This is a genomic window from Ruegeria sp. CDSA020, from assembly GCF_059612345.1.
This window is the reverse complement of record NZ_JBXWQK010000011.1, coordinates 96,994-111,997: the sequence shown is the minus strand read 5'-3', so window position 1 is coordinate 111,997 and position 15,004 is coordinate 96,994. Positions and strand designations below refer to the sequence as shown.

Here is a 15,004-nt window from a genome sequence, read left to right as displayed (position 1 = left end):
AGCACCGTGGAAGCAAGCAGTACGAGAAAAACACTGTGACGGACCCGTAACAGATAATGCCAACTCGTAGGATACCGTCGCTGTCAAAACCTTCTTCAAATCCGTCAAGGCCGAACGGTTTTGGCAGAGATCGTGGAGCATACGACAATACGCTGAAATGGCGACCTCCGGGCTTTCGCAACAATAGCGCAAGCAATTCATTGGCCTCTAATCCCGCTGAGCCACGCACTTGTCGCTTCAAGCCCTTCTCGCAAGACAGCAAACATTTGCTCAATTTCACTTTCGCTAATGATTAGGGGCGGTGAAAGAACACACATGTTGATCACAGGCCGAACCAATAACCCACGTTTCTGGCATTCGATATCGATCTGGCTACCAATCTCGTAGTCGCACCCCAGATCGCTCTGGGGATCACCATCGACTGAGCATTGAACGCATCCCATCAACCCCATGCCGCGCACATCGGTAACGATGTCAATCTGACCCAACTGCTGTAGCTGATCCTGAAAAATCGGAGTGACCCTTCGAACGTGTTCGAGAAGCTTTTCCCGTTCAATAATTTCCATACTTTTCAGACCAGCGGCCGCGCTGACCGGGTGACCAGAATAGGTATAACCATTAGAAAAAGTTGCGTCTTTTCCTGAAACATCGGCGATCAATCCATCCGAGATAATCGCAGCGCCCATCGGTGCATACCCAGATGTCATTCCTTTGGCACAGGTGATTATGTCTGGCTGAATGCCAAAAACTGCCTCCGAAGCAAACCAATGGCCCAATCGTCCGAAAGCCGTCACTACTTCGTCGGAAATGTATAGAACATCATACTTCCTGCAGATGTTTAGGCAGCTTTTGTGATATCCTTTTGGCGGCACGATCACCCCGCCAGATGCCAGAACCGGTTCGGCGATAAACGCGGCGACATTTTCTGGGCCCAGCGTCACAATGGCGTTTTCCAGGTCCGAAACTTTCTCTTTCAGAAAGCTCTCATCGCTTTGACCCGACTTACGGTAAAGCGGATTCACGTCTGGCAGGAAATGTGCGAGGTCATCCGCCTTGTCGAGCCAAAGTCTGTCACGCTCTTTTCCACTGATGCTGGCCGCCAGATAAGTACTTCCATGATAAGCTTTTTGCCGTGAAATGATTTTCTTTTTCTCGGGGCGTCCCAAGAGGTTGTTGCGGAAATGGACAAACCGGATGGCCGTATCAACTGCAGTGGAACCGCCGGTGGTAAAAAAGACATTATTCAAATCGCCTGGCGCACGTTTGGCGATTTCGCACGCGAACCGCGCGGCAGTCGAGTTGGAATTGTTAAAGGGCGAGAAATAGGCAAGGTTCCGAGCTTGCTCAGCCATGGCCTCGGCCATCTCCCCTCGACCATAACCGATCTGAGTGCACCACATGCCTCCCGGTCCGTCGATCAAGCGTTCGCCTTTTTCGTTCACCACATGAATGCCGCTGGCACCTTCGATAAAAGTGCGGTCGTTTTCGCCCAATGTTGCCATCCCTTCCCACGGGTGCAGGAAGTGATCGTTATCCCATTGCTTGACGTTAGAGTTATCCACGGCGGGCCATGCTTTCTGTGCTCATCACAATTGGGAATTCTTCGCGAACCTGAGCGTCTGAGGCGCCGAAGTAGTTGGGGAAATGGCTGTCGAGAATGGAATTGGCCTTGTCACGGGCGCGGTCCAGAAGATCAGTTTTGCCTTCGTTTTCCCATGTGTCCGTGCGCTCACGATCCATGAGCCGTGGGTAGACGAATTCGCTGTTCATATAGCTCAGTGTGTGCGGGTTGCCGAGAAAATGACCAGGGTCGATGGCACACTGATGGATCACATCCACCGCCATGGTTTCATCCGTGACTTCAATCCCGCGCAACGACCGCAGGATCATACCGCCCGCTTCGTCATCGATGACCATGCTTTCAAAACTGCATCCCATCAGGCTACCGATCATACCCCCGAACTCGCACAAACGATTGGCACCGGCATGAGCGGCAAGCGTGAAGGTTAGTGCCTTTTCCAACCCGTATTGCGCGTCGGGTATCTTGGCATCGGTCATGCCTGCGCCGACAGAGGTTGGAAGGCCATAAAAGTTACCCATCTGAATGGCTGCGGCCCCGATCAGAGCCTGTTCGCCACTGCCGCCGGTGAACGACCCGCTGCGCAGGTCAGTGATGAAGGGCCAGGCGGCAAAGCAGACCGGACAGCCCGGTGTGATGAGGTTTACGATGGCAACGCAGGCCAGCGTTTCGGCCACGGTTTGCACCAATGTTCCCGCAAGCGTCGCAGGGGCTGTCGCCCCGGCCTGAGGAGGCACCGCCAGATCAACCGTCAGGCCTAGCTTGGCGGTATCAATCAGGATTTCCATGTTTTCCTTGCCGACCCGCAAGGGGGAAACCATAGGGCAGCCGCCAAATATGACGCTTGGCTTTTTCATGAAAGCCCCTTCGCCACCTTGAGCAAAATCAAACATGCGGATGGCATGCGGAATATGGCTGCGGTCGCGAAAGGTCAGACAGGCAGGTTTTTGGCTGCCTGCGAGCATGGCATAAATGGTGTTCATGTCATGAGCGAAATCATCAGTCACATCGGTGGCCAAAACCGTGTCGCCCAGCATATGGATGTTGTCCAAACGGTCCACCAGACGGGTGAAATCATAGACATCGCGCAGGATCGAAGGGCGATAAGATTTAGTTTCGGAATCGAAGGTGGTCACGGCGGTGCCGGAGTTGGCGAAATAGACGCTCTCCGCCGAGCAATGCATGTCGTCTTTGCCTTCACGCTCTCCGCGGGCATAGAGGTAAAACTCCTTGGCAGCACTAGCCAGGATGTCTTCCATCAGTGCGCGGGGGAAGCACAGCCGATTTAGATCATTCATCACCGCGCCCTTGGGCAGCACCAGATCAAGTAATTCCGGGAAATGGTCGGTAATGCCGGTTTTTTCCAGAACGGTCAGAGCCGCTTGATGGATGTTCTCCATATCTGTTGGGGTAAGCGGCTTATAGCGGCCGCCACTTAATCCCCCACGCACGGCCTCATTGCCCGTGGTCGCCTGTTGAACCTTTATGCGCGCGGCGCGCCCACCACCTCCGCGACGGCGTGATTTTACCTCAGCCATTACCGGCCATCCTTTGTTCTGGTTCCGAGCGGATCATGGCAAAATAGAAATCGTAAAAATCCTGGATCGAGGTTTCCATTTCGCCCAAGGGCCCCGGTTGGAAGTATTGAGAATTAACGCCGGACTGGTTGTGCCGAATGATGCGTTCGTCATCCAAAGATGTGACATGCCAAAGCCAGGTCAGGTCTTCCTTGTTGTAATCTTGGCCTTCTTCGGCATCAGCGTTAACCAGCCAGACCACCTGAATGTCGGTTTCTTGTAGACCACGTGGAATAAAGCGGTAGCCCACCAGGTGATCCGAATAGATCAGGAACCAATTCAATGGGCCAATATCAAAGTCAGTTGCGCCACCGTCGAAGCCTTTCAGCGTTCCAAGCAATGGCGCAAGTGCCTCACCCGATTTGCTGCCGGTTTTGTAACCTTGGTAAAGCGGGTAGCGCCGATAATACCCGCTGGTGAATGGGGTGGGCGCAGCCTCGCCAACAAGCGCCAATTCATCAGGTGCCAGCCCGACTTCTACAGCCCTTGCATTTAGCGGCTCGACCAAGCCAGCCATGTCTTGTGGCGATTTCAGGCTATGAGAGCGAGAGTATTCTTTGTGTGCTGGTCCGCAGTGGTAGCATTCAAGATAGTTCTCAACCGCCAGTTTCCAATTCGCTGGAACGGGAAATGACGCCGTATGCGCAACTTTCAGATCGTCAAAGCCATAGGGTTCGACGAGTGGCGAAAGCTGGCTGAGGACAGGATCAAGCGATGGTGTGTTTACATCGGTACAGACAAAGATCAGGCCTTTGAAGACACTCACCTGAACGGGAAAGAGCCCGAATTTGGACGGGTCAAAGTGTTCCCCCATATTGTGGCCTGCACGAAGTTTTCCCGATAGCTCATATGTCCAGGCGTGATAGGGGCAAACAAGAACACGGGCGTTGCCGGACTGTTCAGTGCAGACGCGAGATCCACGATGGCGACAGACGTTCAAATGAGCGCGAACTTCGCCTTCGCGGTCGCGAACAATAATGATGCTCTCCGGGCCATAGTCGAACAGGAAATAGTCTCCGGGGTTTGGGATTTGGCTGACATGCCCTGCCCAAAGCCAGTTACGGTTCCAGACCTGGGCGATGTCATAGTCATAGATGTCTTGCGAGGTATAGAATCCGCGCGGCAAAGCGTGGCCGTGCTGGTGCGAGGCCATCAAAACATCTAACTCAAACGGTCGGCTGTTCATCACGTTTCCTCCAAATCGACTATCTCGCGGCGAAACCAATCCTTGTCTGCTTCTGCCTTTGGGCGTTCAAAATCGCGGGCCGCGCGGTGGCCTGCGAAGACAGCGTCGACGATCAGTCCCGGAGACGCGGCATCGCCTATAAGTTCGAGGGTCTTCAACCCAACCCCGCGCAAGCTGTCGTAAAGCGCTGTCTCTCGCTGGCGCTCGGTAACCAGAACTGTCGAGGCACAGGGAATACTCGCTTCGCGACCGGTAAAGGCACATCCGATGCGGGCCATGTCACCTTCAACCGCGGTCAGCACCTGATTGCAGTAAATGTCTGTGCCAAGTTCGATCAGACGAGCCTGAATACGGGGCTGCTCCAAAGTATGTACGGCGTAAGCAGAGACCAAACTCTCCGGCGTGACAAAGACCACCGGATATCCGGCAGCTGCCAGTTTTTCTGCAATCACACCTGCCAAATAGATATGGTCATCATCATAGATCAACACCGGGCCATTCGGAGGCAATATGCCGTTCATGATATCATCAGGTGTCAGCACTCTGGCGCTTTGCTCGATATGAGGCATACGGCGCTGGGTGTTTCGCCCCATGCCATCCGTACGCCAACGGCTGCCGGTGGCGACAAAGACGTGTTCGACGCCAAGCTCTGCCACCTGATCGCCGTCAAGTCTGCTGTCGGTGAACAACTGAACGTTGCCGCGCTGTTTCAGATCATTCAGGCGATAGTCGACGACGCGCGACCAGGCCGCTAGGCCGGGAAGCCTGCTTTCCTTTGCAACACGTCCACCAAATTCAGCTGAGGCTTCGGCCAAGGTCACCTGATAGCCGCGCCGTGCGATTTGCATGGCACACTCAAGACCCGCGGGTCCGCCACCGATTACCAGTGCTTCCGCCTCGCTTTTTTTCGGTGCAATGATCTCAGGGTGCCAGCCGCGACGCCATTCCTCGCCCATGGTCGGGTTTTGGGTACAGCGGATCGGAATACCCAGATTGTCCGAAGACACGCAGATGTTGCAGCCGATGCATTCGCGAATTTCGTCGATCCTGCCTTCTTCAATCTTATTCGGTATGAACGGGTCCGCAATGGAAGGTCGCGCCGCTCCGATAAGGTCGACAATACCTTTCTTGACCATCGACAGCATCATATCGGGGGAGGTCAGGCGACCGACACCTACCACGGGTTTCCGTGTGATCTGTTTGACGTGGGACAGAAACGCGTTCTGATAACCATCTTCCGGCTGGAATCTGGTTGTGGCACTGTCATTGGACCAGTCGGCCACATTCACATCCCATAGGTCAGGAAGATCGGCCAAAAGCTCGACCACGGCACGGCCTTCTTCTGCGGCCTGCATGCCGTCGGCGCCCACCATTTCATCAATCGCAAAGCGGAGCGCCACAGCGCAGCTGTCACCTACAGCTTCGTGGGTATCTTCCAGCAATTCGCGCGTCAGGCGCACGCGATTTTCAAGCGACCCGCCATATTCATCACTACGCTGGTTCATATGAGGCAGCATGAAATGTTGCGCCAAAGTCATGTTGTGTCCGGCATAGACGTAAATGATGTCAAATCCGGCATCTTTCGCGCGCAGGGCGGCCTCGCGATGCCAGCGGCGGAATTCCCGGATATCGGCCTTATCCATGGCCTGCGCCTGCTTGGGATGCGTCATATCAACGGACATCTCGGACGGAGCAAGAACCGGAGCGCGGGTCAGCAGGTTTTGCGCATGATTGCCATTATGTACCAGCTGGATGGCCGCCAGCGCACCATGTGCATGTACTGCATCTGTCATCAGCCGCAACGCAGGCACATCGCGCCCATCCCACAATCGCCCCTCGGCATAGGGGGACAAGTCCGAGGTCGGGTGTATCTCGGTCTCCTGATTGGAGACCACTGCCCAACCACCTTCAGCCTTCATTCCGCGGACGGCAGCATCCGCCCGTGGCCTAAGGTGCCCCAGCCCGGTGCAATGCGGCACCTGATAAAAGCGGTTTCTGGCTGTGACGGGCCCGATCTGGACAGGTTCGAAGAGCAGAGCGTATGGGTTCGCGTCCGACATAATCACGCGTTTTTCCTATATTTGGGTTCCGGAGCCCGAAGGCCCCGGAAATATGGTTGTGTTAGAATCCGGCTTTGATCCGTTCAAATTCTGCCAGCATTTTTGCCTCCAACTCGGGGTTCACCGCGTCAAAGAACAAACTGCTTTCGAAGAAGCTTTTCGGATCGGCAAAACCATAGGCTTCGATATTGGCTTGATCGGCAACTTCGAAGGCTTTTGCGTTGGAATGCGGGTAGCCCCAGTTGTCGATGATGTATTGGCCGCTTGCAGGATCAGTGAGCGCGTTCAACAGATCATAGACCTGATCGACCGGTGTCGTGGAAGACTTCAGATGCACGTAGCCACACGCCCAAGTCGCGATACCTTTGTCGACGTCACGCATCATGGCGGCAGGCACTTCGTTCCAGATCAGGTTCAGTTCGGACTGGTTCCAGGCCCAACCCATTTCGATCTCACCGCTGGTCATGGCCTGATCAAACTGACCTGCATCGGACCAGTAAAAGCGCATGTTTGGGTGGATTGAGCGCAGGAAATCGGACGCTTCCTTGAACTGCTCATCGCTCAGGTTGGTGTAATCGTCAGCATTTCCAGTGGCCAGCGCTGCCAAGGCATATGCGGATGACGCGGCATCCGGGACGGCGATCTTGCCTGCATAGGCCGGGTCCGCCAGCATTTGCAGCGAGATATCATCGCCTGAGATTTTGTCGGTGCGATAGATAAGGCCCGTGTTCCCCCACTCGAACGGCAACATGTAAAGCTTGCCGTCTAGGACGATGGCGTCGACTTCCTTAATCTCAGGTAAAACATCGGCCCAATTGGTCAGCTTGCTTTTATCGAGCGGCTGGATCAGGTCGGCTGCGACCCATTTCCGGACCGCGTCAGAACAAGGATGCGCCAGATCAGCCGTGAAACCCGAACTCAGTTTCGTAAAGGCTTCCTCCTGACTTCCGAAATAGGAATAGCTTGGCGCCTCATCCCCGTATTTTTCCATGTAGCTGGCAAAGAACCCGGGGTCTTCATATCCCGACCAGTCAAAAACCGTTAGATCAGCGCCACCTGCTATGGCACTTCCCGTACTTATCGCCGTCGCACATGCGAAGGCCGCAATTCCCTGAACTCTCATTTTTTCCTCCCACTATTTTACTTTGTGTCTGTACCTAGATCGATCACGCTTGCCCCCTGAAGCCCCAGCCAAACTGCGTCGCCGCGTTTGAAATCGACCGTGTGAAAGTAGTTGGGAACCGAGACCGAGATTGGCTTTTCGGCTCCCGCAACCTGAATGTGATAGTGAATGTTCTCGCCATAGAAGGCGACGTTGCTGACAGTGCCTTGAACCGTTGATGGATAGTCTTCTGGCTTTTCAGCAGCGATTTCCAATTGTTCCGGCCGAATACCGATGTTCATATCTTTTGCACTGGTCGCAACGTTGGGGTTTCTCTCAATCTCAATCCGCCCGAAAGCAGCCGCATCGATCGACAATATATCGCCGGTTTCTCCCAACATCTGGGCAGGCAGTATGTTCATCTCACCAATGAAACTGGCGACTTGCTGATCACAGGGACGGGCATAAAGCGTGGTTGGTGTATCCACCTGCTTGAGCCGTCCGTCGAACATCACACCAATACGGTCGGACATCGTCATTGCCTCATATTGGTCGTGGGTGACCATCACAAAGGTGATGCCAAGCGACTGCTGCAGATTGCGCATTTCAAACTGCATCTGCTCGCGCAACTTCTTGTCGAGTGCTGACAAGGGCTCATCCAACAATAACACTTTGGGCCGCATGATAAGCGCGCGGGCAAGCGCCACCCTTTGCCGCTGCCCACCCGACAATTCACTTGCGCCGCGATCCTGAAGACCGCCCAGCTCGACCATTTCCAGGGCCTCGGCTACGCGCTGTTCGATCTCGGCCTTGGGCGCCTTGCCCCGCAAGCCATAGGCCACGTTGTTCCCGACGTTCAGGTGCGGGAAGATGGCGTAGCTCTGAAATACCATGTTCGTTGGACGGTTGTTGGCCGGGACACCCTCCATATCCTGGCCGTCGATCAGCACGGTACCCTCGGTCGGTTCCTGGAAGCCCGCGATCATCCGCAATACCGTAGTCTTGCCGCATCCCGAGGGGCCGAGGAGTGAAAAAAACTCGCCCTCTTTGAGATCGAGATCAATCCCGCTGGCCGCCAGGAATGTGCCATAGCGCTTTTCGACGCCCCTGAGTTCTATGATGTTTCTGTCTGTCATCGGACCTCTGATGCGGATGAGCGGCGGCGGAAGTACTCGGCCAGCACCAAAAGCAGAACCGAGGTTAGCAGCAGGATAGAACCCAAAGCCAAAACGTTTGGAAGCTTGGCGGGGAAACGGATCTGGCTCCAGATATAGACCGGCAGGGTTGGCTGGTTGCCTGACAGGAAAAAGGCCAGGACGAACTCATCGAAGCTAACCGTAAAAGTGACCAGCATGCTGGCTACGATACCGGGGGAAACGACCGGCAGCGTCACGCGGCGGAAGGTTTCGAACACGCCGACGCCCAGATCGTAAGATGCCTCTTCCAGCGACGCGTCGAAGTCATCAAAGGCAGACTTCAGGATCGAAACGGAAAATGGCAAGGCAAGGAACGTATGGCCCAGAACAACGGTCAGCAGAGATGGCTTGAGACCGAGAAACAGAAACAGGACCAGCATTGACGAGGCCACGATAATGCCAGGTATGACCAGAGGCAGCATTACCAGTCCTTCAGCGGCGCGCTGGCCCCGAAAACGGTATCGAACAAAGGCACGCGCAGCGAACAGCCCCATGGCGGTGGATAGAAGTGCGACGACCGTGCCAACACCAAGCGAATTCCAAAGGGCCTGGATCAATGTATCCTGTTCGCCCAACTTCCGATACCAGTCCAGCGTCCAGCCCTTGATCGGAAAGGCAACGATAGTACCGCTGTTGAACGAGAACAAAGGTAGGAACAGAACCGGCAGGTACAGAAAAACCAAATACAGGAAAGCATAGGCTGTCAGGGTCGAGGGGCGCTTCATCTGATCCTCCTCCCAAGCTGGGTGGCGGTAATGACAAACACGATGGCGACGAAGCCGACCGACAGCATCGCAATCAGCGAAAGTGTGGCGCCGAGAGGCCAGTTGTTGGCGGCCCCGAACTGCACCTGAATAAGATTGGCGATCATCTTCCCGTCCGATCCGCCGACCAGCGCTGGAGTCACGTAGTCACCGACAGTCGGAATGAAGATGATCAGGCAAGCAGCAATGATCCCTGGGATGGTCAACGGCAGTGTCACCCGCATGAAGCGTTGCAAAGGACTGTTGCCGAGGTCGGTGGCGGCCTCCAACAGACTTGGATCGATCTTCTGTAACGAGACATAGATTGGCAGGATCGCAAAAGGTGCCCAGGCGTGCGCAAGTGTCAGCACGACGGCGAATTCATTATAGAGCAAGAAGTCGAGCGGTTCGTCGATCAGACCAAGCATCAGCAGTGCAGAATTCATCACCCCGTTGAACCCAAGGATGAGTTTCCAGGCAAATACGCGCAGCAGATAGCTGGACCAGAACGGAATGGTGATGAGTAGAAGCCAGATGGTCTTTTTCCGGGCCTTCATCGCGATGAAGTACGCGATCGGATAGGCCAGTGCGACAGTGACTACCGTAACTGCTCCGGCAATCCAGATCGACCTTAGCATTAAGTGTCGAACCAGCGGATCAGCAAACGCGTCGCTATAGTTTTTCAGCGTCGGCGTCTTGTCGAGCGTTACGTAGGTTTGGGTCCAGAATGAATAGGCGATCAGGATCACCAAAGGCGCCGCCACCAGAAAGCCCACGTAAGCCGTGGCTGGTGCGCTGAGGGTATAACCCCGGGACGCTTCGCTACGAAAAATCACCCTATCTCCCATCTCGGTACTTACGAGTCTCTAATGGACGATCGTCCATTTAATGTTGCGCCAGAAAGGCCTTTCGTGTCAATCTTCCTGTGAGCCACCCATATGAGAAGACCCTAAGCTGATGGAATCATTGAATAGAGTGACAGATCCTAAAGGAAGAAAGCGTAGCTCGAAGCGCGATCCAGAGGCCAACAGGCAGCTTCTGATAAAGGCGACACTGGATACTATTGCTGATATCGGAGTCACCGATACCTCGGTCAGTCGCATTTGCGAGCGCTCAGGTCTGTCGCGCGGAATGATCCACTTGCATTTCGGGGGGAAGGACAATTTGCTGACCGCAGCGGCCCAGCATTTCAGTACCGAGTATTATGCCGAGATGGACAGAATGACCGATCTGGGCTCGGATGCATCGCCCGAAGAGCGAGTGATGGCTGTGATCGAGGCGGATCTGTCCGAAGCTTTGCTCAATCCACGAAGTACGAAAATCTGGCATGCATTCCGAGGCATCGCGAGCTCACACCCAGGTATTGCCCGATACAGCAGCACTCAGGATCCCAAACTTGTCGAGACTTTGCGGCGTGCGTTCACGGAGATAGCCCAACAAAACGGACATGATCCGAACTTGGTGAATGATGCCACTAGCGGAACGTTGGCCTTACTGGAAGGTATGTGGGTAAATTACCTTACCGATATGCAGGTTTTTTCGCGACGACGCTCTGCTGAACTTATTCGAAGATTTTTAGGCGGACTTTTTCCAGGAAAATTCAAGTTGTGAGCCTTCACGACGCTCAGGTTTGAGATGGAAACAATGCCTCTTCCTGGAAAGCAACTACTGGTATTGGTGAGGCCTCTAGCGTCTAAGTAGCATCCACCTAGCTAATGAAAAATCTCGACGTCCGCTGTGCGCTATTAGCGGACTTTCACAATTAAACTTTGTAGTCCGAGATGCGCAACAAAGTGAGGTTTTGCAGCGTTATTGACGTCGTGGTGTGGCTACGCACCCGTTGGTCCAATCTTCAAGCTGGTCGGGAAAAGCATCGACTGACTTCGCTCGGCGCCTGCGATAAATCTCGACATACATGCCTCCAGCCTTTGCCGAAAAGCATACATCAACCAGAGTATTCACACAGACTCAGTCCAATACACCATCAGCTGAAAGCAAGCATGGATGTTTGCAGCCAGAAGCTACAAGGTAGCACACGATATCCAGGACGCCGAACAATGCCTAATAAACACCAGGGACAAACGGATGCGATAGATGTTGATCTCGCTGGAGATATTCTTCGAGTGGCGGTTTCTGGTCTTCCTAAACTAGTTTCTAGGAACGCGGTTGGCGCCTTGCTGGAGCTTCGTTCGGATCATGAACAGTTTCGGGGTTTTTTGAACCTCCCACCAAATGGAAACCACCTCATCAACTCTTGCCTACTCTATCCACCCTTTGAGCAAGGTACCGATGGGGCACTTTTTCTAGCCTCTCAGTTTGCATACGCACCATATGCCGGAACCGCACTCATGGCTGCAGCCACCATAATTGCGAGCGCGAAGCGTCAAGCATTAGCCAAAGATCAACAAGTTGTTGCTTTGGAAACAGCAAATGGTGTCATGGAAGTACAAGTAACCCGAACAGATAGCGTTATGACACATGCCAAGTGGTTTACTGTCAAACCCAAGCTATTGATTAATAATCAAATATTGAATCTTCCTCTAAATGGAAACATTCCAGTTTCTCTAGTCGATGCCGGGTTGCCGTATTTGGTTGTCGATGCAGACTATCTAGGTATTTCGCTTAGTGAGCGCCAAAAATTGACCAACGCTGCAATTGAGTTAAGCGGGGCGGCTAGTAAACAATTCCCGATGTCTAATTTTGGCATTGGCGGCAGCTACGGTAAATACTTGGTCATGTTCAGTTCGAAATCAGGGAAGAACCATATTAAAACTGTCTGGGCCTCTGAAAAGGGAGAACTGGCAAATTCGGCTGGGGGGACAGGCGCATTGTCCGTTGTGGTAGCGTGCGAGGGCAACGGGTCGCTATCTCCCGGCAGGTCCGTGACAATCGAAGCACCGGGCGGGATTTTTGAATGCCAAGTTGTAGGTCAATTCGCCACTGTATCAGCAGAAGTTAGGATCGTTGCAAGGCATAGCTTTCCTTCTTTTTACAACGCTAATCCGTAAGGCAGCTTTTTAAATTGGGTGTTTGGGTGCAGAACCCTAACAAACCGAGCAACTGAATTCCATTCTGCCAGAACCCGTTGTGGCGCCTTAATTGCAACCCAGTGCCTGGTAGGGCCACTGAAAGCTTCGGACATTGCCGACGAGAGTATTGGGCCGACCCCCGACGAATATTCGGAAAGGCCTTCTGCGGGCAAGTTTTTCGCCCATCTTCACTAAAATCTGGGTTTTTTAGCTCAATCGGCCCAAATCGGACATTGGTCGTGGCAGTAAAGAACGACAGGAGTACACTAAAGGCACCAAAATCAGCGTGCTTTCTTGATCTTTATTTTGTCAAGCTTCGCTCTGCTCTTGGTCGATTCCTCAGAGCGCGTGAGAGCTTTGGCAATGGCCTTCAAGCCCATCCCCTTCGACACCAGTAGGTGCAATTTTTGAATTTCCTCTTGTGTCCAAGCTTGACGGTGACGCTCAAATCGTTCTGCCATGGTTTTCGTCTACCTTATCAATGTGTCTGATGTCATAAAGCATGGTGGTCGTGTTGACGCCAGCTCAAGCAAAATCACGAGTATCTTAATGAAGCAGCGGTGATACCAAACGCGACAAATGACAGACTCAGCCCGAAGCGGACAATCAAGACCAAACTTTGCAATTCCGGATAGCGGACGGACCGGACATTAACGTTTAGCGTGCCAATGTTCGGTTATTGCTCGCTAGCCTTCAAGTGGGGCTCGGTTGACGCGACTGACCTCCTCCATAATGTCGAAAACATGGTCGGCGGTCACTGTGACTCCTATCGCTTCCAGGCGCTTCAGATGCATACTTTTATAGCTTTCCAGATATTCGCGGTTCCGAAACAGGTATGTGGACCCATAGTGTTTGGTTCCATCTTCGACAGTCCAAATCTTCCAGATTATTCCTGGCTCCTCCGCGATACTCTTTGCAAGTTGCTCGGTGCCGGCGAGAAATTCTTCGGTGATCGGACCTTCATAGGTCATATGCAGATCCCAGACTTTCAGTGTACTCATGTTTAGTTTCCTTTGTGAGTTTGGGAAAGTTCAGCGGTTTTTCCCGAGTTGGAAGAAGCATAGGACCGCAAGCAAGGCGAAGAAGATGGGGTCAGACCAGCCAAACCCGGTGAAAACTCCTGTCAGGCAGGCGTAAAGCGTGATGATGACGCCAAGTAGATTGGTCCACATCAATCCTGTGAGAATGGCGATTGCAGCTTCACTGCCATGTTCAACGTCCCGAAACAGGAAGCTGATGATCCCGATGCCGCCCAGAAATATCGAGTTATGCTGTGACAGGAATACAGCGTATTGGTCGTTTAATTGCAGGCCGTAGTTCGGCCAGAGGATGGCCGGGGCAAAGAACAGCGCGAGTGCGAACAACATGTAAATCACGCCATGCGCGGTCAGGAGTGTTTTGTTAGGCATGTTGTGACTTCCTAAGGTTGAGGCAGTTTTTTTCGGAGTTGGTTGAGTGTCTTGATCGTCTGGCGTTTGTCCTGCACGCTGAGACCACCAAAAATCTGTTCCAGAGCTTGATTGTGGAGTGGCAGGAATTCGGCCACTTTTTGGCGCCCGGCTGCGGTCAGTAACAGAACACGCCCCCGTCTGTCGGTTTCATCGACACTCTTTTCCACCCATCCGGCTTGAACCAGGTTTTTGACAACCACATCCAGGTTGCCGGATGTAGACAGTGTCAGCCGCATCAGATCGTTGATTGACAGCGGACCCTTGTTGCTAAGTGTTTCCAGCGCGTCCCATTGTGGCGCTGTAAGGCCCGCCGAACGAAACGCTGACACCATAGCGCGCATGAACAATTGCTGACTGCGTAGCAGGGCCAGCACCAGAGTTTGGTTTTCTCGGGCTTGATTTTTATGTCTCATGCTGTGCATATATCCCTAGTTAGGGATAAATTCAAGTACTCCCCATAGAATGACCTAATCCACTCATTCGCTCGATGTGCAGCATTTGTTGGAATGACGCATAAAGCGAGCTTTCGCTGCATCTGCGCTAATGTCCGCAATCATTTCATCTCAGTTCATCAAGCAACGTTACTCTGTCACTGGAAATACATTTGTCTTCTTGACAACTCCGTAGACAAAGCTGCTGTCCATGGAGGCAATACCTCCAAGAGGATGCAGCTTTCTGCGAACGAATTTTTCGTAATCTGAAAGATCAGCCACGACCACACGAAGCAGGTAATCCGATGAGCCGGTCATAACGAAACACTCCAGTACCTGGTCAATCCGCGCAATGGCTGCTTCGAATTTCTTTACTGTCGCTTCAGTATGGCTTTCCAGTTTGACGTGAACGAATACCGTTACCGGCAAGCCGTAAGCCTCGGCGTCTATGTTAGCGCTATAGCCGGTGATGATTCCATTTTGCTCGAGCAGCTTCAGCCGCCTCAGACAGGGCGAAGGTGACAAGTTCACCCCTGCTGCCAGGTCTTGATTCGTCATTCGACCATTGCGCTGCAACGCTCGAATGATCTGTTGGTCTTTACGGTCTATTTTTTTCATAGATTAGCATATACTGCTACAAACGAGGGAGG

At 53.2% G+C, this 15,004-nt stretch carries 15 protein-coding genes; 2 read left to right on the top strand and 13 right to left on the bottom strand.

The genetic code is table 11. From position 1 onward, the window contains the following. Window positions 1-197: 197 nt before the first annotated feature. From AC2FJW_RS17735 to AC2FJW_RS17700, 8 genes are all read right to left on the bottom strand, one after another. Window positions 198-1,562: an aminotransferase gene (locus AC2FJW_RS17735; RefSeq protein ID WP_496698526.1), complete on the bottom strand. Its 1,365-nt coding sequence runs from the start codon at window positions 1,560-1,562 to the stop codon at window positions 198-200. Further along, the gene (locus AC2FJW_RS17730) at window positions 1,555-3,117 is read right to left on the bottom strand and encodes a trimethylamine methyltransferase family protein (RefSeq protein WP_496692075.1); all 1,563 of its coding nucleotides are present in this window, start codon (window positions 3,115-3,117) and stop codon (window positions 1,555-1,557) included. Before AC2FJW_RS17730 ends, AC2FJW_RS17735 begins: the two co-directional genes overlap by 8 nt. Continuing rightward, on the bottom strand, window positions 3,110-4,342 hold the full coding sequence (locus AC2FJW_RS17725; RefSeq protein WP_496698525.1) for an aromatic ring-hydroxylating oxygenase subunit alpha: 1,233 nt from the start codon (window positions 4,340-4,342) through the stop codon (window positions 3,110-3,112). The genes AC2FJW_RS17730 and AC2FJW_RS17725 overlap by 8 nt, the downstream gene beginning before the upstream one ends. Then, on the bottom strand, window positions 4,342-6,402 hold the full coding sequence (locus AC2FJW_RS17720; protein ID WP_496750885.1) for an oxidoreductase: 2,061 nt from the start codon (window positions 6,400-6,402) through the stop codon (window positions 4,342-4,344). Before AC2FJW_RS17720 ends, AC2FJW_RS17725 begins: the two co-directional genes overlap by 1 nt. 61 nt (window positions 6,403-6,463) lie before the next feature. After that, window positions 6,464-7,525 (bottom strand): ABC transporter substrate-binding protein, encoded by a 1,062-nt coding sequence (locus tag AC2FJW_RS17715; protein ID WP_496750878.1) that lies wholly within the window; start codon window positions 7,523-7,525, stop codon window positions 6,464-6,466. A gap of 17 nt (window positions 7,526-7,542) precedes the next feature. Continuing rightward, window positions 7,543-8,640: an ABC transporter ATP-binding protein gene (locus tag AC2FJW_RS17710; RefSeq protein ID WP_496750876.1), complete on the bottom strand. Its 1,098-nt coding sequence runs from the start codon at window positions 8,638-8,640 to the stop codon at window positions 7,543-7,545. Continuing rightward, window positions 8,637-9,425, bottom strand: a complete 789-nt coding sequence (locus AC2FJW_RS17705) for an ABC transporter permease (RefSeq protein WP_496690593.1) — start codon at window positions 9,423-9,425, stop codon at window positions 8,637-8,639. The genes AC2FJW_RS17710 and AC2FJW_RS17705 overlap by 4 nt, the downstream gene beginning before the upstream one ends. Continuing rightward, window positions 9,422-10,291, bottom strand: coding sequence for an ABC transporter permease (locus AC2FJW_RS17700; RefSeq protein ID WP_496692079.1), 870 nt, complete (start codon window positions 10,289-10,291; stop codon window positions 9,422-9,424). The genes AC2FJW_RS17705 and AC2FJW_RS17700 overlap by 4 nt, the downstream gene beginning before the upstream one ends. Before the next feature lie 127 nt (window positions 10,292-10,418). On the opposite strand from AC2FJW_RS17700, the gene AC2FJW_RS17695 reads away from it, so the two are divergent. Both AC2FJW_RS17695 and AC2FJW_RS17690 read left to right on the top strand, forming a co-directional pair. After that, window positions 10,419-11,054, top strand: coding sequence for a TetR family transcriptional regulator C-terminal domain-containing protein (locus tag AC2FJW_RS17695; RefSeq protein WP_496750874.1), 636 nt, complete (start codon window positions 10,419-10,421; stop codon window positions 11,052-11,054). Between the two features lie 446 nt (window positions 11,055-11,500). Continuing rightward, entirely contained in the window at window positions 11,501-12,451 is a 951-nt protein-coding gene (locus tag AC2FJW_RS17690; RefSeq protein ID WP_496750872.1) for a proline racemase family protein, read from the top strand. 302 nt (window positions 12,452-12,753) lie between these two features. Here the strand turns inward: AC2FJW_RS17690 and AC2FJW_RS17685 are convergent, their stop codons facing one another. From AC2FJW_RS17685 to AC2FJW_RS17665, 5 genes are all read right to left on the bottom strand, one after another. Then, the gene (locus AC2FJW_RS17685) at window positions 12,754-12,933 is read right to left on the bottom strand and encodes a hypothetical protein (RefSeq protein WP_058275054.1); all 180 of its coding nucleotides are present in this window, start codon (window positions 12,931-12,933) and stop codon (window positions 12,754-12,756) included. Between the two features lie 225 nt (window positions 12,934-13,158). After that, entirely contained in the window at window positions 13,159-13,473 is a 315-nt protein-coding gene (locus AC2FJW_RS17680) for a monooxygenase (RefSeq protein WP_496750870.1), read from the bottom strand. Window positions 13,474-13,503: 30 nt separating this feature from the next. Further along, window positions 13,504-13,881 carry a hypothetical protein gene (locus tag AC2FJW_RS17675; RefSeq protein WP_496692082.1) on the bottom strand — a complete coding sequence of 126 codons (378 nt, stop codon included), beginning with the start codon at window positions 13,879-13,881 and terminating at the stop codon, window positions 13,504-13,506. A gap of 11 nt (window positions 13,882-13,892) precedes the next feature. Next, a complete protein-coding gene (locus tag AC2FJW_RS17670) occupies window positions 13,893-14,336 on the bottom strand; it encodes a MarR family winged helix-turn-helix transcriptional regulator (RefSeq protein ID WP_496750868.1) in 444 nt (147 codons plus the stop codon). Between the two features lie 168 nt (window positions 14,337-14,504). Then, window positions 14,505-14,963, bottom strand: a complete 459-nt coding sequence (locus AC2FJW_RS17665) for an Lrp/AsnC family transcriptional regulator (protein ID WP_271952681.1) — start codon at window positions 14,961-14,963, stop codon at window positions 14,505-14,507. Window positions 14,964-15,004 lie beyond the last annotated feature (41 nt).